Below are 19162 nucleotides of genomic sequence, written 5' to 3'. Positions count from 1 at the left end.
ATCATAGCTTTAATACGTGTCTTTTTCAAGCGAAAATGGTATATTCAAGAAGGGGAAATGATTGTGGAAGTACAGATACTACCCTTGTTGCAAGGGGCTAAAGAAGCAACTGGATTAGCGGTTATCATTGATGTTTTTCGAGCTTTTTCACTAGAAGCTTATATGCAAGACAAGGGAGCTAAAGTTATTTTTCCGGTGCAAAAAATTGAAGATGCGTTTGGGTTAAAGAAAAGATATCCAGAAGCTATTTTAGTTGGTGAAAGAAACGGAATTAAAGTAGCTGGTTTTGATTATAGCAATTCACCAAGTGAGCTTATTTATCAAGATTTAAGAGATAAAATCATCATTCATACTACAAGTGCCGGTGTACAAGGATTAATAAATGCAAAAAAGGCGGATGAAATTGTGACTGGAGCATTAGTCAATGCTAAGGCTACGGTTTCCTATATTCAACAGAAAAATCATCGACATGTTTCCATTGTGCCAATGGGTTGGAATGGGGAAAGAATGAGTGAAGAGGATAATTTATGTGCGAATTATCTGTTGGCGCTTTTAAAAGGAGAAGACTATCCTAGTTTAGAAGAAGAAATTCAAGCTCTAAAACAAAGTGAAGGAAAAAAATTCTTTGATTCAACAATGCCACAATTTCCCCAAGAAGATTTTGCGTTATGCACGAATGTCAATTATTTCCAAGGGGTTAATAAAGCTATATGGAAAGATAATCAATACCAAATGGTATGGGAGAAAATGTCATGAAACAAAAAGTATTTTTCTTTGATATAGATGGCACTTTGACGGATGAGCGAACACATCAAGTGGTTCCCAGTGCCAAAGTAGCTATTCAATACTTACAAGAAGTTGGTCATTTTGTGGCGATTGCGACAGGTCGTATGCACTATAAAACAGTGGATATTGCTAGGGAGCTAGGAATTCATCATTTTGTTTGTGGAGGAGGTGGTTGTCTTGTTTTAAACGATGAAATTCAATGCGATGAAAGGTTAAATGATGAACTAGTTCAAGCGTATTTAAAACAAGCGGATACCAATCAAATGGGTTATCTTTTATTAAGAGAAGATAATGATAGTGTGGAGATGAAAGATTTTCGCTTTTTAGAACAGGCCGGTTTTCGTAAAGAACTAACGACTTACCACTATCGACCAAGACTAGATGTTTCTAATTTAAAAGATACCTATAAAATTTATCTAGCTGTTCGACAAGAAAATGAGAAGAAATATCCATGGATTGAAAGCTTAGGTCATTTGCGGATGACAAAGGATTATATCGTTGTTCAATACGATAAGAAGAATGAAGGTATTCGTAAGTTATTAGCGATCATTCAAGCTGATTTGAATCAAGTCGTTGTCTTTGGGGATGGTAATAATGATAAGGCGATGTTTGAACCGGAATACTTTAAAGTGGCAATGGGTAATGGTGAGCCATCATTAAAAGATATGGCGGATTATGTAACGGATAATTCCTATGACGATGGTATTTATAAAGCTTGCGAGCACTTTGGTTGGTTTGAAAAATAATCCCTTGGCAAAGGTTTACTTTTGTGCTAACCTGATTAGGCACTGTGTGCGTCTAGGTTCCGCTGACAAAAGGTCATGAACCAATATAGATATTTGTCGGAAAAGGAGAAAAAGATGAATTTAAATTTAGTTGACAAGATTACAAAGTCGCAAATGCGCGTTGATGTTCCTGAATTCCGTTCCGGTGATTCAGTTAAAGTTCATGTTCGTATTCGTGAAGGTGAAAAATCTCGTATTCAGATTTTTGAAGGTGTTGTAGTGGATCGTTCCAATGGTGGAATTGGGGCTACTTTCACTGTTCGTAAGATTTCCAATGGTGTTGGTGTACAACGTACATTCCCTGTACATTCTCCAATCATTGAAAAGATTGAAGTTATTCGTTTGGGTAAGGTGCGTCGTGCTAAGTTAACTTATCTTAAGGGTAGATCAGCTAAGAACGCTCGTATCAAAGAACGTCGTCGTTAAGAAACTTAGGAAAGAGAAAGAGCTTACTTTCTCTTTTTTTGTGATAGAGTAGTAGAGGAGTTAGTCTATGAGTGAAAATAAAAAAAGAAGAAAATTAAAAAAAGAAGTTGTCTTATTTTTTCGAGATGTGATTATCTCTTTTACCGTAGTAATGGCATTGATGCATTTTGTGTTTCGACCAATTCAAGTTAAGGGTCGATCTATGTATCCAACTTTAGAGGATGGAGCCTATGGTTTTTCCAATACCATCGGCTTACATTTTGGTCGTTTAAAACGCTTTGATGTGGTAATTTTGTACTTACCAGAAAGAAAAGAATATATTGTGAAACGCATTGTTGGTTTACCTGGTGAAATCATTGAATATAAAAATTCCAAATTACTAATCAATGGAAAAGAAGTAGAGGAATCTTTCTTGAATCATTCCTACCGTAAGCAATATGGTGAACTATTCACCTCGGATGTTCCAGAACAAACCATTCCTGACAATCATTATTTTTGTTTAGGAGATAATCGACCAAACTCTTCCGATTCACGTGTGTATGGATCATTTGCGAAATCACAAATTGTGTCTAAGGGTGCTTTTATTCTTTATCCATTCTCTAATTTTGGGGTGAAATCATGGTAAATATTCAATGGTATCCAGGTCATATGGAAAAAGCCCGTCGTGAGATGAGTGAAAAAATGAAAGTGGTTGACATGGTGATTGAATGCCGTGATGCACGCATCCCATTGGCTTCCAAAAATCCTTTGATTGATCAATTGGTCGGGCAAAAGCCGCGGCTAATTTTATTAACGAAAACCGATTTAGCAGATTCCATGAAAACAAAGGAATGGATTTCTTACTTTAATCAAGAAAACCAAAAAGCGATTACGGTAAATCTAAAAAAAGGTCAGGGTTTCCAAAAAGAAATCATTGTGGCGTGTTTAGAGTTAAATAGAAAAAGGCGTGATAAACAAAGAAGTCGTGGTATTGAACCGAGAGCTATTCGAGCGATGGTTTGTGGTATTCCAAATGTTGGAAAAAGTACATTAATCAATCGAATTTCCGGTAAAAATCGTTTAGAAGCCGCCAATCGACCAGGTATAACTCGTTCTTTGACTTGGCTTCATGCAGATAGGGAATTAGATCTTTTGGATACACCAGGTGTTTTATGGCCAAAGTTTGAAGATCAAAAGGTGGCTTCTTTATTAGCGGTATTGGGTTCAATCAATGAAGATATTTTAGATCCAAAATTTATTGCGATGGATGCCATTCGTTCTATCCAAGAAGGCTACCCTCATTTTTTTACTCAAGCCTACGCTATTCAAGAAGACATGAATCCCAATCAAGTTTTAAAAGCAATAGCGGAAAAAAGAGGCTTTAAGCTAGAAGGAGATGTGCTTGATACTAAACGGGCTGCGCAATCGTTTATTTACGATTTGCGTAAAGCTAAGTTTGGTGGTATTAGTTTGGAGAGTGTTCATGAAGGTATGTAGTAATAAATATGAAAAAGAAGCATGGGCTTCTTTGAAAAGTGTAGTTGGCATCGATGAAGCGGGAAGAGGACCTTTGGCTGGTCCACTTTTTGTGGCGGGGGTTATTTTTCCGATTGGTTATATGAATGAAGAAATCTATGATTCCAAAGCCATTTCGGAAAAGAAAAGGGAGCGATTATTTCAACAAATTCAACAAGATGCTAATTGGTTTAAGATTGTCGAAGTACCAATTGAAGTGATTGATGAAAAAAATATTTATCAGGCAACGAAAGATGCTATGTTGGAAATCGCTCAAATGGCAGCTTGTGATATTGTCTTAACGGATGCGATGCCATTAGATATGACGAAAGAAGTGCATTCTTTAATTAAGGGTGACCAAAAATCCATTTCCATTGCGGCGGCTAGTATTCTAGCAAAAGTTAGTCGTGACCATGTGATGCTTGCATTAGACCAAAAATTTCAAGGTTATGGATTAGCCGGGAATAAAGGCTATCCAACCAAGGAACATTTAAATGCTTTAAAAACATTGGGTGTTACTGAAATTCACCGAAGAAGTTATGGACCTGTAAAGAAAATAGCAGGGGAATAATCTTCTTTTCGGGAATATCACCTTAGAGGTGGTGGATGAAAAGAGAAGATATTGCTCAATATAGTTATCGTTATGCCGGAAATTGGAAAGCTATCGAACAAGCTATTCTTAAGGAAGAAGAAAACCCTTGTTATAAAGTGTATGAACCATACATTACTTATTTGGATCCGGAATATCCGGAAGAGTTTCGTCAATTAGACTATCCACCTTGGGTATTATTTTATCGTGGAAATATTCATCTTTTAAAGAAAAGAAAGATAACAATCATTGGTTCCAGAGAAATTAGTGCAAGAGGAAAATACTATACAAGACAGGTTTGTGCTAAATTAAGAAAGGACTTTGTGTTAATTTCCGGATTAGCGAAGGGTGTGGATGCACTGGTGCATGAAAGCTGTCTACAAGATGGGCAGACCATTGCCATTATTGGTTCCGGATTAGAAACACATTATCCGGTTTGTAATGAAAAGCTCTATCAAGAATTAAGTCAAAATCACTTGATTTTAAGTGAATGGCCAGGCTATGTGAGGGTACAAAAATTTCATTTTCCTTGGCGTAATCGTTTACTAGCCGCTTTAGGGGAAAAGATTATTGTAACGCAAGCAAAATATAAATCCGGTACGATGATTACCGTCCAAGAGGCTTTACAATTAGGAAAAGATGTGTATTGTTTACCTTACCCCCTTAATGAAGTGGAGGGTAGTGGATGTAATCAATTAATCCAAGAAGGAGCTTCTTTATACATAGAGGATGTTTTTGAATAGGAGAGAGTGAAATGAAAAATTTAGTCATTGTGGAATCCCCATCGAAGTCGAAAACCATCGGGAAGTATTTAGGTAAAGACTATACCGTGGTATCGAGTAAAGGACACATTCGTGATTTGGCTACTCGTGGAAAAGATGGTTTGGGCGTGGATGTAGAAAATAATTTTGCGGCCACGTATGTAATTTCTAAAGATAAAAAAGAAATAGTTGAAGAATTAAAGAGAGAATTTTCAAGAGCCAAAAAAGTCTATCTCGCAACCGACCCAGACCGTGAGGGTGAAGCGATTTCTTGGCATTTGGCGCAAGAATTAGGCTTAGATGAAAAGGATGTAGACCGTGTTACTTTCCATGAAATCACGAAAGATGCTATCCAAAAGGCTTTTGAACAACCAAGAACGATTGATATGGATTTGGTACATTCGCAAGAAGCTCGTCGTATCTTAGACCGTATTATCGGTTTTAAACTATCCAAATTATTACAAAAGAAAATTCGTTCCAAGTCAGCTGGTCGTGTGCAATCCGTTGCTTTAAAGCTCATTGTCGAAAGAGAAAAAGAAATTCAAGCTTTTAAGCCAGAAGAATATTGGACCTTAGAAGCTTTATTTGAAAAAGATAAGATGGAGTTTGAAGCTAGTTTAGCTAAAATCCATGGTAAAAAAGCGAAAATTAGAAATGGTGAACAAGCGAATGAAGTTTATGAAGCTTGTCAAAGGGAATTTACCATTACAAGTGTTAAATCTTCTGTTCGCAAAAGGGAACCAAAACCAGCTTTTATTACTTCTACTCTCCAGCAAGAAGCTTCCACAAAATTAGGTTTTTCACCAAAAAGAACCATGTCTATTGCTCAACGTTTGTATGAAGGAATTGATATTGGTCATGGTCCTGAAGGTTTGATTACTTATATGCGTACCGATAGTACCCGTTTATCTGATGTTTATCAAAATGCGGCAAAGAAGAAGATTGCAAGTGAGTATGGAAAGAATTATCTTGGTAAATACTATGTGAAAAACGATGCCAATTCCCAAGATGCTCATGAGGCCATCCGTCCAACCAATGTGTTATACACGCCTGAAACAATTAAGTCTTATTTAACAACAGAACAATACAAGCTTTATCATCTGATTTATTCTCGTGCTTTAGCTTCTTTAATGGCAGTGGCACAATATGATTCAAAAACGATTATTCTAAGTCAAAATGAGTATGATTTTTCAGTTTCCGGATCAAGCTTAAAGTTTGATGGTTATTTAAAAGTCTATGGTCCTTTTGATAGTAGTAAAGATGTTTTATTACCGGAGGTGATGGAAGGCGAAAGGATGAAAGCCAAGAAACTATCTCGGAGCCAACATTTTACAGAACCACCTTCTCGTTATACAGAAGCTAAGCTGGTGAAAGCAATGGAAGAAGATGGAATTGGTCGTCCATCTACCTATGCGACCATCATTGATACCATTGTGGCACGGGGCTATGTATCTTTAGAAAAGAGTTCGGAAAGTGCTAAAACAAAGGTCTTTAAACCAAGTGAGCAAGGGATATTAACGGCTGAGCAATTGGATCAATATTTCGCTTCTATCATCAATGTGAAATACACCGCTGGTTTGGAAAGTCAATTGGATGAAATTGCGGATGGTCAATTGGATGAAATTGAAACCCTTCGTAAGTTTTATGAAACTTTTGAGCCTTTATTGGCGAACGCTTATGACAAGATGGAAGTTAAGGAATTAGAAAAGGTAGGAGAAGAATGCCCTCTTTGTGGAAATGAACTTGTTTATCGAAATGGTCGTTTTGGTAAGTTTATTTCTTGTTCAACTTTCCCAACTTGCCGTTATACAAGACCTTTGGCTGAAAAGGAAAAGGAAAAACCGGAACCAATTGGCAAGGTTTGTCCTGATTGTGGTGGTGAACTTGTTAAGCGTAAATCCAGATTTGGTACTTATTTTGTGGGTTGTTCCAATTATCCGAAGTGCCGTCATATGGAAACATTGGATGGAGAACCAATTGAATTGGAAAAGAGAACGCATTCTGGAAAGAAGAAGCCGGCGTGAGGGTACGAGTAATAGGAGCTGGATTAGCTGGATGTGAAGCAAGTTATCAGTTAGCTAAAAGAGGTTTTGAAGTTGATTTATATGAAATGAAACCAAAGAAATTTTCACCAGCTCATCGTAGTGAAAATTTTGCGGAATTGGTTTGTTCAAATAGTTTTAGAAGTGATGCCTTAACCAATGCGGTGGGAGTGTTAAAAAATGAATTAAGAATGATGGATTCTTTCATTATGAAAGTGGCAGATGAAACGAAAATACCAGCCGGTTCGGCTTTAGCGGTGGATCGTGAACAATTTTCTTCACTAGTCACAAAACGTTTAAAAGAAATGAAGAATATCACCCTTCATTATGAAGAAATAGAAAAGTTGGATACATCTGTTCCAACGATTGTGGCTTCCGGACCTTTAAGCTCAAAAGCCATTTCAAAATCAATTCAAGACTATTTTCAAGAAAAAGACTTTTATTTTTATGATGCGGTAGCGCCAATTGTAACAGTGGATTCCATTGATTTTACGAAAGCTTATCGAAAGTCACGTTATGATAAAGGAAGTGATGATTACATCAATTGCCCGATGAATCAAGAAGAGTTTCTGGCTTTTTATCAGGCTGTTATAACAGCCGAAACAGCCGAAACACATGACTTTGAAAAAGAGCTTTATTTTGAAGGCTGTATGCCTTTTGAAGTCATGGCAAAAAGAGGTATGAAAACCTTATTGTTTGGACCAATGAAACCAGTTGGTTTAAAGCAAGAAGGAAAAGAAAAACCATATGCAGTAGTGCAATTAAGACAAGATAATGCGACTTCCTCTTTATACAATATAGTTGGCTTTCAAACACACTTGAAATGGTCTGAACAAAAGAAAGTAATTCATCTAATCCCAGGATTAGAGAAGGCTGAAATTGTTCGTTATGGTGTGATGCATCGAAATAGTTATATTAACTCACCAAAGTATTTAGAAGATACCTATCGTGTTTCAAGGGAGAAATACGTATTCTTTGCCGGACAAATGACGGGTGTTGAGGGTTATATTGAATCTTGTGCCAGCGGCTTTGTGGCAGCGGTTAATATGGCGCAAATTTTGCAGGGTAAAGAAGAAATTCATTTTGGTCAAGGGACGATGATTGGTGCTATGGCACACTATATATCCCATGCTTCACAAAGTAATTTTCAACCAATGAATGCGAATTTTGGTATCATGAACTTGGAAAAGATTGTTAAAAAGAAAGAAAAGAAGGAAGCTTACGCACCACAATCCGTGGCTCATATTAAAGAATTGAAAGAAAAGTATGGATTATAGAAAATCTTTAGAATCTTTTTTAGCCTACATTCGCTTGGCAAAAACAGGTTCCAGACATACCGAAGATGCTTATCGAAGGGATATAGAATCTTTTATTTCTTACTTAGAAGAAGAGAAAATTGACACTTGGAAGAAAGTGGATAAAAATTTCTTATTGACTTATTTCACAAATCTTCGTCGAAGAAATTGTCTTTCGAATAGTAGTTATGATCGTTATCTATCTTCACTCCGTTCGTTTTTTCGTTATTTAAATCTTTATGAGGGAATTGGGCATAATCCAATGTCTTCTTTTAAGAATGTAAAAATAAGCCGTCCTTTACCAGAATATTTAACGGTTAATCAAGTACAAGATTTATTAGCTTCATTTGATTTGAATGATGAAAAGGGTTTACGCAATCGTTGCATTGTGGAGCTATTGTATGCTTGTGGTCTTCGTATTAGTGAATGTACCAATATTAAAGTTCGTGATATTCATTTACGAGAACGTTATGTGCGCATTATGGGTAAGGAAAGTAAAGAAAGAATGGTGCCTTTTTATGAAGATTTGGCTATTTTATTAGCGAAGTATTTGAAAGAATCCGCTTCTTTTTCTAATTTAGACCAGCCGATTTTTATGGGATTAAAAAGAAAGGCTATCTCTACTCGTTCAATTCAGTTATTATTAGAAAAGAAAGGTCGAGAATTAAATTTGCCTTTCCGACTTCATCCGCATGTGTTGCGACATAGTTTCGCAACACACTTATTAGATAATGGGGCTGATTTAAGGGTGGTTCAATCCTTATTAGGTCATGAAAATTTAAGCACAACACAAATATACACTCATGTTTCGCAAGACACTTTAAGAAGAGTGATTGAAGAAACACATCCTTTATCACGCCAATAGGAAGGTATCCTCATGAAACGTTATTTTTTAGCTATTTTAACTTTTATCTGTGCAATTTGCTTGATTGCTTGTTCCAAAAAAGTGGGCAAAGATGAATTTTTAGTTCAAGTATCTTTAAAGGTTCAAAATCCACCACATTCTGTTATGTTGGTGTTGACGGAAAATGGACAAATGTTGACGAAAAAGAGGGTGGAAGTGGATGTCAATCATCCGGAAAAACTTTTGTATTTTTATTTTAATCGTCAAGAATTAAAGGCGCTGAAGAATATGCAAGGCTTTGCGATTCAAGCGTATTTGTTCAAGACAGATGATAGTAAAAATAATTGGAATTTAGGTAATGCGGAATCAGTGAATGGTGTGATTCAGTTTGCGCCGATTTATAGTCGTACTTATGAAATTCTTGTCGAAGGCAATGCGAAACAAGAATTTTGGTCTTCTTGGCAAGAGGTAAAACCAAAATGAGTTTCTTTCGTCAATTTAAAGAAGTTTTTTTCAAGAGTCGTCTAAGCAATTTTGAGAAACAAATGTTAGAACGCATTGATGCTGCGGATACCATTGAATTGAGACAAATGTATAGTGATTTAGAAAAGATGCAACAAAGAGGAACAATTTCTGAAAAAGGTTATGCCAAGATGAAAGCTAGGTTAGAAGAGAGGTTATATTTATGATTACAAGTTCTTATCGAAAAAATTCAAAACCAATGCTTGAACCAGCTAATTTAACGTTTCAAGGGATTGAAATTAAAAATAGTCTAGCTACTTTTTCATGGCGTTTGATAGAAGATTTATTGGTTAAAAATCTCATTGAAGAAATTCCTGATGTTGAATATGCTTGTAATGCTTCCATGATTAGTAAAATTTATTTGTTTAAAAATAGTTCCATAGGTATTTGTCTTTTCCCGGTAGCGGCTCCGGTTGCCCATGCTGCCATGCTAGAAAATAGTGCTTTCTTTCATGTGGAGAATTGGGTGGTTTTTGGTTCTTGTGGAGGATTGGTACCAATTCCGTCTGGACATCTATTATTGATAACAGAAGCGTATCGAGATGAGGGAACGAGTTATCATTATTTAGAACCATCGGATTTTATCACTTTAACCGGCTCGTCTTTGGTGCAAGCTTTTTATGAAAAACACAATTTGCCTTATCAAACAGGAAAAATTTGGACGACCGATGCTTTTTACCGTGAAACCAAAGAAGAAATACAAGAACATATTGTCCAAGGTTGTATTGCTGTGGATATGGAAGCGAGTGCTTTACAAGCAGTTAGTCAAAGTTATGGTTTGAAGTATTATCCTTTTTTCTACACAGCCGATTCGTTAGCTGGTATAGAATATGATGCCGGAATTATAGGTCATGAAGGTGAAAAGGACATTCGTATTAAAATGACTTTGTTAGCGAAGAAATTTGTGGAAGAGATGCTGTAAGCAGAGTCATCTGCTTTTTTAAACGTTAGAAGATGACTTTGGGCATTAAATATCTATTTTTTTGAAAGAGTGATAAAATTATCTCCGCTTTAAAAGGGGTATTGTTATGTCAAATTTAACATTGAACCAAGTGGTTAGAGAAAGCATTACGGAAGCCTTGTTTCGTTTGATGCACAATAAAGACTTTGAGAAAATCAAGATAAAAGAGATAACGGATTTAGCCGGTGTAGGGCGTGTTTCTTTTTATCGTAATTTTGATTCGAAAAAGGAGGTTGTGATTCAACAATTGAATGCAGTCACAAAACAATGGTGTCTTCTTCATCAAGATGAATTGCAAAGATTAAAGGATTACTTACCATTATTGGAAGAATTGAAGCCTATTTTAGTGCTTTTAAAATCATCCAATGGTACAGATTTGTTGTATGACTATTTGTATGAAGCTTTATTACCACAGATGGATACAGAAAAAAGAGCTTACTTGCTTGAAATGCAGGTAGGAATGTTCTTTGGAATTATGAAGCATTGGATTCGTAATGATTTCAAGGAAAGCCAAGAACAACTTAATCATTTTTTGGCTTGTTTGGATCAATGCAACTTCCCGGAAAAATAGCTTTTTTAAAAAGAATGGATGGATGGAGAATAGCATAGTTGGCAAGAGGCTTTTTCTATGCTATTCTTTCTACTGGCATCTTATGTTTTTAAGGTGTACTTCACACACAGCGGATTCATTATCCCGTGCACTTAAGTGTTGATAGTGTTAGAAACTGTGGAGGATAACAACGGAAAGCGAGGTTAATGAAAAATGACTGTTGTTTCAATGAAGAAAATGTTAGAGAATGGCGTTCATTTTGGTCACCAAACAAGAAAATGGAATCCAAAAATGAAGCAATTCATCTACACAGCTAAGAATCATGTATATATCATCGACTTAGTTAAGACGCAAGAAAAATTAGATGAAGCTTACAATGCTCTAAAGAAGATTGCGGAAGATGGTGGAAAGGTATTGTTTGTTGGTACTAAGAAACAAGCCCAAGCAACTATCTTGGAAGAAGCATTACGTTCCGGTAGCTTTTATGTTAATCAAAGATGGTTGGGTGGTATCTTAACAAACTTCCGTACAATTCAAAAATCAATTAAGAAATTATTAGAAATTGAAGAAATGGAAGCTTCCGGTGCTATCAATGTCTACAAGAAAAAGGAACAAGCGCTTCTTCTTAAGAAGAAAGACCGTTTAGAAAACTTTCTTGGTGGTATCAAGGAAATGAAGAAATTACCGGATGCAGTTTTCGTGGTTGACCCGTTAGAAGAACATAATGCGGTTGCGGAAGCTCGTAAATTAGGTATTCCTGTCTTTGCGTTAATTGATACCAATGCGGATCCGGATATGGTGGATTATCCCATCCCATCTAACGATGATGCTTTGCGTTCTGTTAAGTTAATGGTTTCAGCTATTGCGGATGCGTTGGTAGAAGCTAAGGGTGGTGTTCTAGAAGTGGCTCACCAAGACGATGAAACAGAAGAAGACATCACGATGAAGGATGTTATTGTTGAAGTGGATCGTCAAGCCGCTGAATATGAAAAGAAGAGAAGACAAAAGATGGAAGAACGTCGTGCGCAAATGGCTAGCCGTCGTCAGAATGGTGAACGTCGTGTGTTCAAGAGAGATAGCGTTCGTCCAGTTGAAGCTGATAAAAAGGTAGAAGCTGAAGCTCCTAAGGAGGAAAACTAATCATGGCAGTTACAGCAGCTCAAGTAAAGGAATTACGTGAACTAACGGGAGCAGGAATGCTCGATTGCAAAAATGCTTTAACAGAAACCAATGGTGATGTGCAAGCGGCGATTGACTGGTTGCGTGAACGTGGTATTGCCAAGGCACAAAAGAAATCCGGTCGTATTGCGGCTGAGGGTTTAGCAAAGGTTGTTATTGAGGGCAATAAAGCCGTTGCCGTTGAAGTTAACTCGGAAACAGACTTCGTTGCTAAGAATGATCAATTCTTAACTTTATTGGATACAGTGGCTACAACCATCTTGCATAGTAATGCTAAAACAAATGAAGAAGCTTTAGCTTTAGCTACTGCTGATGGTAATTTAGGTAACACCATCGTAAACGCAGTTGCAACGATTGGTGAAAATATTACATTACGTCGTTTTGAACTTGTTGAAAAAGCGGATGATGAAGAGTTCGGTACTTATACGCATCAAGGTGGTCGTATTGTATCGGTTGTTGTGTTAAAGGGTACAGAAGATGGACAAGTGGCTAAGAATATTGCCATGCAAGTAGCTTCTATGAATCCAAGCTATATTTCTCGTGAATATATGCCAAAGGAAATCGTTGACCATGAACGTGAAATTCAAGTTCAATTATTGAACAACGATGAATCCTTAGCAAATAAGCCTGAAAAGGTGAAGACCGGTATTTTGGAAGGTCGTTTATCGAAGTCCTTACAAGATATGTGCTTAGTCGACCAAGAATATTTCTTAGATACAAACTTAAAGGTAAAGGATTTCTTAAAGGAAAACCATGCTGAAGTAAGTCAAATGGTTAAATACACCGTTGGTGAAGGTATCGAAAAGAAGGAAGATGACTTCGCAGCTGAAGTGGCGGCGATGGCTAAAAACTAATTTGTTTTCAATGAAGTAGATTTCTAAAAATGAAATCTACTTTTTATAGGCTTCAATTGTTTCATCTATTGTTCTAAAAGATGGTATAAGAAACCCTGTCGAACACCTTCTTGGCTAACTTGGATTTCTTGGATATGAAAATGATGAATTAAAGCTAAAATCATCTTTAAACCGGGTAGGATTAAAGGCTGGCGACTTTCCGGGACATATTGTTGAATTAAAGTTCTTGTTTCTAAATCATTCTTTAAAATGTCTTGATACAATTTTTCCATATCCATTGCTTTTAGAAGTGGTGAAATTGTATTTGGCTTTAAGACCTTAGCAATTGCACGAATGGTGCCACCAATTCCTAAAACAGGTACTTTGTGGAAGAATAAATTTGGTTTTTGATTCGTTGTTTTTTTAAGGATATCGACTAATTGGGAGATGGATTGATTTCCCCTAGCTAAACGAACACAACCTAAAGGAACAGAATACAGTTCTTTTTCTTTGTCTGCTTGATGAATGAGCTCAGTTGAACCACCCCCAATATCAAAGGCAAACCATTCTTTTAAATTTGGATGATTGTTTTCAATCGCCAAACTATCGTAATAAGCTTCTTCATCTCCCTTTAAAGCATGAATGGGATAATGGAAAGATAGTAATTCTGCTAATAAAGCCGATTGATTTTGAATACGAGCTGGTTCTGTAATGACAATATGCACATTCTTGATTTTGTGTCCGCGAATATACTTATCATAGTAAGCCATCGCATCATGGGCAACGCTTAATCCTTGTTGACTCATAAAACGCTCGGCATCCACGTATTGAATTAAATGGGCAGGTATGGATTCATGATAAAGGATTTCTTTTTTTTCATTATATACTTCTAAAACAATGGTGTTAGAACCTAAGTCAATAATCGCAATTGGCAACATAGTATCTCCTTTGGTAATTTCTTTAACTATGGTATCTCAAACGGAGGGGAATTTATAGTATAATTATGAAAAACGGAGGCAACATGTACAAACGGGTGTTATTAAAGCTAAGTGGCGAAGCCTTAGCTGGTTCAGAAAGAAACTTTGATTCGAATGTCCTTAGTCAGTTGGCGAAAGAAGTTAAGGAAGCTCATGATAAAGGAATTGAAATTGCGATTGTCGTAGGTGGTGGTAATTTTATTCGTGGTAAGGTTGTTGCAGAGAATGGTTTTGACCGGGTTCAAGGTGATAACATGGGTATGCTAGCAACGGTGATTAACGCTTTAGCGATTCAATCTCGTTTGGAAGATATTGGTGTGGACACACGTGTGATGACATCTATTGAAATGCAAAAAGTAGCCGAACCTTTCATTCAAAGAAGAGCGATTCGTCATTTAGAAAAAGGAAGAGTGGTCATTTTTGGTGGGGGAACGGGTTCACCTTTCTTCTCAACGGATACAACGGCTGCGTTAAGAGCATCGGAAATTAAAGCGGATGTCATCTTAATGGCAAAAAATGGTGTTGATGGTGTCTATAATGCGGATCCCAAGAAAGATGAGTCAGCGACGATGTTTGACCATTTGAGTTATATGGATTTATTGAACAAGAACTTACAGGTCATGGATTCAACAGCGACTAGTATGTGTAAGGATAATAATATTGAATTGATTGTCTTTAATATGAATGAAGTGGGTAATCTTGTAAAAGCAATGAGTGGTGAAAAAATTGGTACCAGTATTACAAAGGAGGATAAATAATGGCATACCCAATGATTGATAGTTGTAGTGTAAAAATGGATAAAGTAATGGACCATCTTCAATCAGAATTGAATATGGTTCGCACCGGCATGGCGAATGCTAAGTTGGTGGATCGGGTTGAGGTAGACTACTATGGAACACCGACCCCATTAAACCAGATTGCCGGTATTTCGGTTTCAGAGGGGCGTACGATTGTGATTAAGCCTTATGACCCATCTTCATTAAAAGGAATTGAAAGAGCTTGTAATGAAGCGAACTTAGGCATAGCACCGCAAAACGATGGAACGGTAATTCGTTTAACCGTTCCTCAATTAACAGGAGAAACACGTAAGGAAATGACGAAGAAGGTTGGTCAAATTGCTGAGGAAGCGAAGATTCAAATTCGTAATATCCGTCGTGATGCTATGAATATGGTTAAGAAAGATAAAGAAATGGATGAGGATATACAAAAGGATATGGAAAATGAAATCCAAAAATTAACCGATAAGTATGTCAAAAAGATTGAAGAACAAGCGAAAGCGAAGGAAGCAGAAGTCTTAAAGCTGTAATGAATAGGAACTGGGATTTATCAATCCCGGTTTTTTAGTAAATCGGACTTGCTTAAATTCGTGTATTTCAATTAATAGATGAACAAGGTAGAATAGTAACTAGTATGGAGAATTCTATGAAATCAATTAATCATATCGCTATTATCATGGATGGAAATGGTCGTTGGGCAAAAGCACAAGGTAAAATCCGTACGGCGGGTCATCTAGTGGGTGCTGAAAATGTACGAACCATCGCTATCGCCGCCAACCGATTAGGCGTAAAACACTTAACACTTTATGCTTTTTCAACAGAAAATTGGCAACGAAGTCAAGAGGAAGTGAGCTATATTATGAAATTACCAGCCATTTTCTTTAAAAAATACATGAAAGAATTTATTGACCGTGGTTTTCGTATGGAAATCATTGGTGAATTGGAACAATTACCAAAGAGTACAAAAGAAGTTTTATTAGAAGCTGAAGAAGAATCAAAACAAAATAAAGGGCTTCACTTAAGTATTTGCATGAATTATGGTGGTCAAAGTGAAACCGTGATTGCTGCTAAGCGCTATGCTAAAGCCTTACAAGAAAATCCAAAATTAGAGCTAACGATGGATAATTTTCATGAGTTTTTATTAACGAAAAACTTACCACCTGTGGATTTAATGATACGAACCGGCGGTGAAGAAAGGATTTCTAACTATTTACCTTGGCAATTGGCTTATGCGGAATTGATGTTTGTTCAAGAAAGTTGGCCGGAATTTAGTGAAGAGGTATTAAAAAATTGTATTGAAAAATATAAACATCGGGATCGCCGTTTTGGAGGTGTAAAAGAATGAACACTTTAATTAAGAAAACAATGTGGGCTATTGTGCTTGCTTTAATTGTAATGCCCCCATTATTAATGGGTGGTCATTATGTGGTTGTTTTAGAAACACTAATTGCTTTAGCCTCTGCTTATGAGATTGCTTGTTTAGGGGATAAAGATTATCTGATTTTAAATACAGCTGTGAATTTTGGCTTTATGATATTGATGGGAATGGCACCTACTTTATTTCGTATGATGGTCATAGGCGGCTTTTTATTCTTATATTTCTTATTTGCGCTAACCATTTCAAACTATACAATTGAAAAAACAGTTTATAGCTTTTCAATGTCTTTATTGGTGGGTTTGGCGATTGAGGGTCTACATAGTATTTACAGATCTTCGGGAACTTTTGGACCAAGAATGATGATGTTTGTATTTTTTGCTTGCTATGCTTGTGATAGTTTTGCCTATATCTGTGGTTTCTTCTTTGGTAAGCATAAATTAGCTCCGAAAATTAGTCCTAAGAAAACATGGGAAGGAGCGATTGGCGGTTATTTATTTGGAGTGGCTTTCGCTTATGTTTATTCGCTTATCTTTTTAACAGATGTTAAAAGTTGGTGGCTTATTTTGGTTTCTCTTGTGTTACCATTCGTGGCACAAATTGGTGATTTAAGTTTATCTAATGTAAAACGTCATTTTGGTATTAAGGATTTTAGTCACTTAATTCCATATCATGGTGGTATTTTAGACCGTATTGATTCACTTGTTTTCTGTTTAATGATTATGAATGGTTTATTGATTGCAGGGGGGATTGTGTAATGAAGCGGCTTGTTTTATTGGGGGCTTCCGGTTCAATTGGTGAACAAACTTTAGATGTTTTAGAACAGCACCCTAGTGAATTTGAATTGGTGGCTTTATCCGTTGGTCATCGTTTGGATTGTTTCAAGAAGGCTATCCTAAATCATCCGGAATTAAAGGCAATTTGTGTACAAGAAGAGAAGGATGCTTTATCCTTAAAGAAAGATTATCCTCATTTGGAGGTTGTCTTTGGTGATTATGGATTAAAGACATTGAGTGAGATGGACTATGATGTGCTAGTCAATGCCTTAGTTGGTTTTGTGGGCTTTTATCCGAGTGTGTATGCTTTGGAAAGCGGTCATGATGTTGCTTTAGCGAATAAAGAATCACTAGTTGTTGGTGGCGAAGTTATTCAAACTATCTTAGAAGAAACAGGGCGAAAGTTATTTCCGATTGATTCAGAACATTCCGCTATCTTTCAATGCCTTCAAGGTGAAGATAAAAAGGGGGTTGAAAACTTATGGATAACCGCTTCGGGTGGCTCTTTCCGTCATCTAAGAAGAGATGAGTTAGAAAATGTAACGGTAAAACAAGCTTTAAGTCATCCAAACTGGACAATGGGAGCTAAGATTACAATTGATTCTGCAACGATGATGAATAAAGGCTTTGAAGTCATAGAAGCCCATTATTTATTTGGTATACCATATCATCATATTAAAGTGGTGTTGCATCCTGAATCTATTATTCATTCGATGGTGGAATTCAAAGATCATAGCTTTATGGCTCAATTAGCTTCACCGGATATGCGTTTACCTATTCAATACGCTTTATCGTATCCAAATCGTTGGGATTTAGAAGAGGAACATCCTTTTAATCCATTTCTAGCAACGAATCTTTCTTTTCAAAAGCTGGATTTCATGCGTTTTCCTTTATTGAAATTAGCTTATGAGGCTGGTTTGAAAAAGGGAAATCAACCTATTTTGATCAATGCGGCGAATGAGGTTGCTAATCTTGCGTTTCGAGAAGGGAATTTATCTTTCTTGGATATTGAAAACTGTATTCAAGATTGTCTAAATCATTTCCCTTTTGAAACCGTTTCAACCAAAGAGGATGTGCTTCGTATTCATCAAGAAGCCACTTCTTATTGTCAAAAAATATGGAGAAAATAATGAATTTAATTATCTTTTTACTTGTCCTATCGTTTATCGTTGCCATTCATGAGTTTGGTCATTTATTAGCGGCGAAAGCCTTTGGCGTATATTGTTATGAATACGCTGTTGGAATGGGACCACAACTATTAAAAACAAGAAATACGGAAACAACTTATGCGCTTCGTTTATTGCCAATTGGTGGTTTTGTGGCAATGGCCGGAGCTCCAGAGGACGATGAAAATTATGCGGATGTTGAAGTGCCGGAAGGTCGTCATTTATCGGAAAAGAAAACATGGCAACGAGTGATTGTGATGTTAGCGGGGGTTATAATGAACTTCTTGTTAGCATGGCTATTATTTTCCATCTGTTTGGTATCCACAGGTCATTATCAGGAACAACCAAAAGCAATCATTGGTGAGGTTTTAGGAAACTCAGCAGCTGGTGAAGCCGGTTTACAAAGTGGAGATGTGATTCAAGAAATTGTGTCACCAAGTGGAAACCATGTTAAACCATATTTGTTTAGTGAAATGCCGAAGTTTGAATCGGATAAGACTTATACTATTTCGGTTTTAAGAAATGGGGAAGTGAAAAAAGTCACTATTCGTCCAAAATACGATGCCAAACAAAATCGTTATTGGATTGGGATTAGTGCCAAACAAGCGCCAGTTAAGAAAGTAACGCTTTGGAATATGTGGTGGTATGGAGCTGTTACTTTTGGTGAAGTGTCCGGTTTAATGGCAAAGGCGATTATTCAGTTATTCCAAGGAATTGGTTTACAGAGTTTATCCGGTCCAGTGGGTATCTATCAAGTCACAAGTCGTTATGCTTCGATGGGTTTAATACCACTTCTATTCTTAGTAGCACAGTTAAGCTTAAATGTTGGTATTTTTAATTTATTACCATTGCCGGTCTTGGATGGTGGGCAAATTGTGATAACTTTAATTGAAGGGGCTATTCATCGTCCATTAAAAGAAAAATATAAGTTATGGGTAATGATGGCATGTTGGTTCATATTGATTGGACTTATGTTGTTTGTGACATGGAATGATATTTCAAGATTATTATTTCATTAGGGGAGA

General features: G+C 36.6%; 23 protein-coding genes. 22 read left to right on the top strand and 1 reads right to left on the bottom strand.

Annotated features, from left to right (window positions below):
* Window positions 1-57: 57 nt before the first annotated feature.
* From K7I92_RS01410 to tsf, 16 genes are all read left to right on the top strand, one after another.
* The gene (locus K7I92_RS01410) at window positions 58-756 is read left to right on the top strand and encodes a 2-phosphosulfolactate phosphatase (RefSeq protein ID WP_220281751.1); all 699 of its coding nucleotides are present in this window, start codon (window positions 58-60) and stop codon (window positions 754-756) included.
* On the top strand, window positions 753-1532 hold the full coding sequence (locus K7I92_RS01405) for an HAD-IIB family hydrolase (protein ID WP_220281750.1): 780 nt from the start codon (window positions 753-755) through the stop codon (window positions 1530-1532). The genes K7I92_RS01410 and K7I92_RS01405 overlap by 4 nt, the downstream gene beginning before the upstream one ends.
* A gap of 114 nt (window positions 1533-1646) precedes the next feature.
* Window positions 1647-1997, top strand: a complete 351-nt coding sequence (gene rplS / locus K7I92_RS01400) for a 50S ribosomal protein L19 (protein WP_220281749.1) — start codon at window positions 1647-1649, stop codon at window positions 1995-1997.
* A 67-nt stretch (window positions 1998-2064) separates the two neighbouring features.
* Window positions 2065-2622 (top strand): signal peptidase I, encoded by a 558-nt coding sequence (gene lepB / locus K7I92_RS01395; protein ID WP_203245437.1) that lies wholly within the window; start codon window positions 2065-2067, stop codon window positions 2620-2622.
* Window positions 2616-3473 carry a ribosome biogenesis GTPase YlqF gene (ylqF, locus tag K7I92_RS01390; RefSeq protein WP_220281748.1) on the top strand — a complete coding sequence of 286 codons (858 nt, stop codon included), beginning with the start codon at window positions 2616-2618 and terminating at the stop codon, window positions 3471-3473. The genes lepB and ylqF overlap by 7 nt, the downstream gene beginning before the upstream one ends.
* A complete protein-coding gene (locus K7I92_RS01385) occupies window positions 3460-4062 on the top strand; it encodes a ribonuclease HII (RefSeq protein ID WP_220281747.1) in 603 nt (200 codons plus the stop codon). The genes ylqF and K7I92_RS01385 overlap by 14 nt, the downstream gene beginning before the upstream one ends.
* Window positions 4063-4097: 35 nt before the next feature.
* Window positions 4098-4823 (top strand): DNA-processing protein DprA, encoded by a 726-nt coding sequence (gene dprA / locus K7I92_RS01380; protein WP_220281746.1) that lies wholly within the window; start codon window positions 4098-4100, stop codon window positions 4821-4823.
* A gap of 11 nt (window positions 4824-4834) precedes the next feature.
* Window positions 4835-6865, top strand: a complete 2031-nt coding sequence (gene topA / locus K7I92_RS01375; protein WP_220281745.1) for a type I DNA topoisomerase — start codon at window positions 4835-4837, stop codon at window positions 6863-6865.
* A complete protein-coding gene (gene trmFO, locus K7I92_RS01370) occupies window positions 6862-8160 on the top strand; it encodes a methylenetetrahydrofolate--tRNA-(uracil(54)-C(5))-methyltransferase (FADH(2)-oxidizing) TrmFO (protein WP_220281744.1) in 1299 nt (432 codons plus the stop codon). The genes topA and trmFO overlap by 4 nt, the downstream gene beginning before the upstream one ends.
* Window positions 8150-9043: a site-specific tyrosine recombinase/integron integrase gene (gene xerA, locus K7I92_RS01365; protein WP_220281743.1), complete on the top strand. Its 894-nt coding sequence runs from the start codon at window positions 8150-8152 to the stop codon at window positions 9041-9043. Before trmFO ends, xerA begins: the two co-directional genes overlap by 11 nt.
* Before the next feature lie 12 nt (window positions 9044-9055).
* The gene (locus K7I92_RS01360; protein WP_203245444.1) at window positions 9056-9505 is read left to right on the top strand and encodes a hypothetical protein; all 450 of its coding nucleotides are present in this window, start codon (window positions 9056-9058) and stop codon (window positions 9503-9505) included.
* Window positions 9502-9711 (top strand): hypothetical protein, encoded by a 210-nt coding sequence (locus tag K7I92_RS01355; RefSeq protein ID WP_203245445.1) that lies wholly within the window; start codon window positions 9502-9504, stop codon window positions 9709-9711. The genes K7I92_RS01360 and K7I92_RS01355 overlap by 4 nt, the downstream gene beginning before the upstream one ends.
* Entirely contained in the window at window positions 9708-10466 is a 759-nt protein-coding gene (locus tag K7I92_RS01350) for a nucleoside phosphorylase (protein ID WP_220281742.1), read from the top strand. The genes K7I92_RS01355 and K7I92_RS01350 overlap by 4 nt, the downstream gene beginning before the upstream one ends.
* Window positions 10467-10572: 106 nt before the next feature.
* Window positions 10573-11076, top strand: coding sequence for a TetR/AcrR family transcriptional regulator (locus tag K7I92_RS01345; protein WP_203245447.1), 504 nt, complete (start codon window positions 10573-10575; stop codon window positions 11074-11076).
* A gap of 192 nt (window positions 11077-11268) precedes the next feature.
* On the top strand, window positions 11269-12195 hold the full coding sequence (gene rpsB, locus K7I92_RS01340; protein ID WP_203245448.1) for a 30S ribosomal protein S2: 927 nt from the start codon (window positions 11269-11271) through the stop codon (window positions 12193-12195).
* Window positions 12196-12197: 2 nt separating this feature from the next.
* Window positions 12198-13088 (top strand): translation elongation factor Ts, encoded by an 891-nt coding sequence (tsf, locus tag K7I92_RS01335; RefSeq protein ID WP_220281741.1) that lies wholly within the window; start codon window positions 12198-12200, stop codon window positions 13086-13088.
* 65 nt (window positions 13089-13153) lie between these two features.
* Here tsf and K7I92_RS01330 read toward each other — a convergent pair whose 3' ends face one another.
* Window positions 13154-14005: a hypothetical protein gene (locus K7I92_RS01330; RefSeq protein ID WP_220281739.1), complete on the bottom strand. Its 852-nt coding sequence runs from the start codon at window positions 14003-14005 to the stop codon at window positions 13154-13156.
* Window positions 14006-14088: 83 nt separating this feature from the next.
* Between K7I92_RS01330 and pyrH the strand changes: the two genes are divergently transcribed.
* From pyrH to rseP, 6 genes are all read left to right on the top strand, one after another.
* Window positions 14089-14802: a UMP kinase gene (gene pyrH / locus K7I92_RS01325; protein WP_203245765.1), complete on the top strand. Its 714-nt coding sequence runs from the start codon at window positions 14089-14091 to the stop codon at window positions 14800-14802.
* On the top strand, window positions 14802-15350 hold the full coding sequence (frr, locus tag K7I92_RS01320; protein ID WP_203245451.1) for a ribosome recycling factor: 549 nt from the start codon (window positions 14802-14804) through the stop codon (window positions 15348-15350). Before pyrH ends, frr begins: the two co-directional genes overlap by 1 nt.
* Before the next feature lie 116 nt (window positions 15351-15466).
* Complete coding sequence (gene uppS, locus K7I92_RS01315) at window positions 15467-16165, top strand: polyprenyl diphosphate synthase (RefSeq protein WP_220281737.1); 699 nt, start codon at window positions 15467-15469, stop codon at window positions 16163-16165.
* On the top strand, window positions 16162-16953 hold the full coding sequence (locus K7I92_RS01310) for a phosphatidate cytidylyltransferase (protein ID WP_203245453.1): 792 nt from the start codon (window positions 16162-16164) through the stop codon (window positions 16951-16953). The genes uppS and K7I92_RS01310 overlap by 4 nt, the downstream gene beginning before the upstream one ends.
* On the top strand, window positions 16953-18101 hold the full coding sequence (gene dxr, locus K7I92_RS01305; RefSeq protein ID WP_220281736.1) for a 1-deoxy-D-xylulose-5-phosphate reductoisomerase: 1149 nt from the start codon (window positions 16953-16955) through the stop codon (window positions 18099-18101). The genes K7I92_RS01310 and dxr overlap by 1 nt, the downstream gene beginning before the upstream one ends.
* Window positions 18101-19156: an RIP metalloprotease RseP gene (rseP, locus tag K7I92_RS01300; protein WP_220281735.1), complete on the top strand. Its 1056-nt coding sequence runs from the start codon at window positions 18101-18103 to the stop codon at window positions 19154-19156. The genes dxr and rseP overlap by 1 nt, the downstream gene beginning before the upstream one ends.
* Window positions 19157-19162: the final 6 nt, after the last annotated feature.

The sequence above is a fragment of the Bulleidia sp. zg-1013 genome, assembly GCF_019798045.1.
Classification (GTDB): domain Bacteria; phylum Bacillota_I; class Bacilli_A; order Erysipelotrichales; family Erysipelotrichaceae; genus Bulleidia.
The sequence above is the reverse complement of the archived record's forward strand: the minus strand, read 5'-3'. Positions and strand labels throughout refer to the sequence as shown.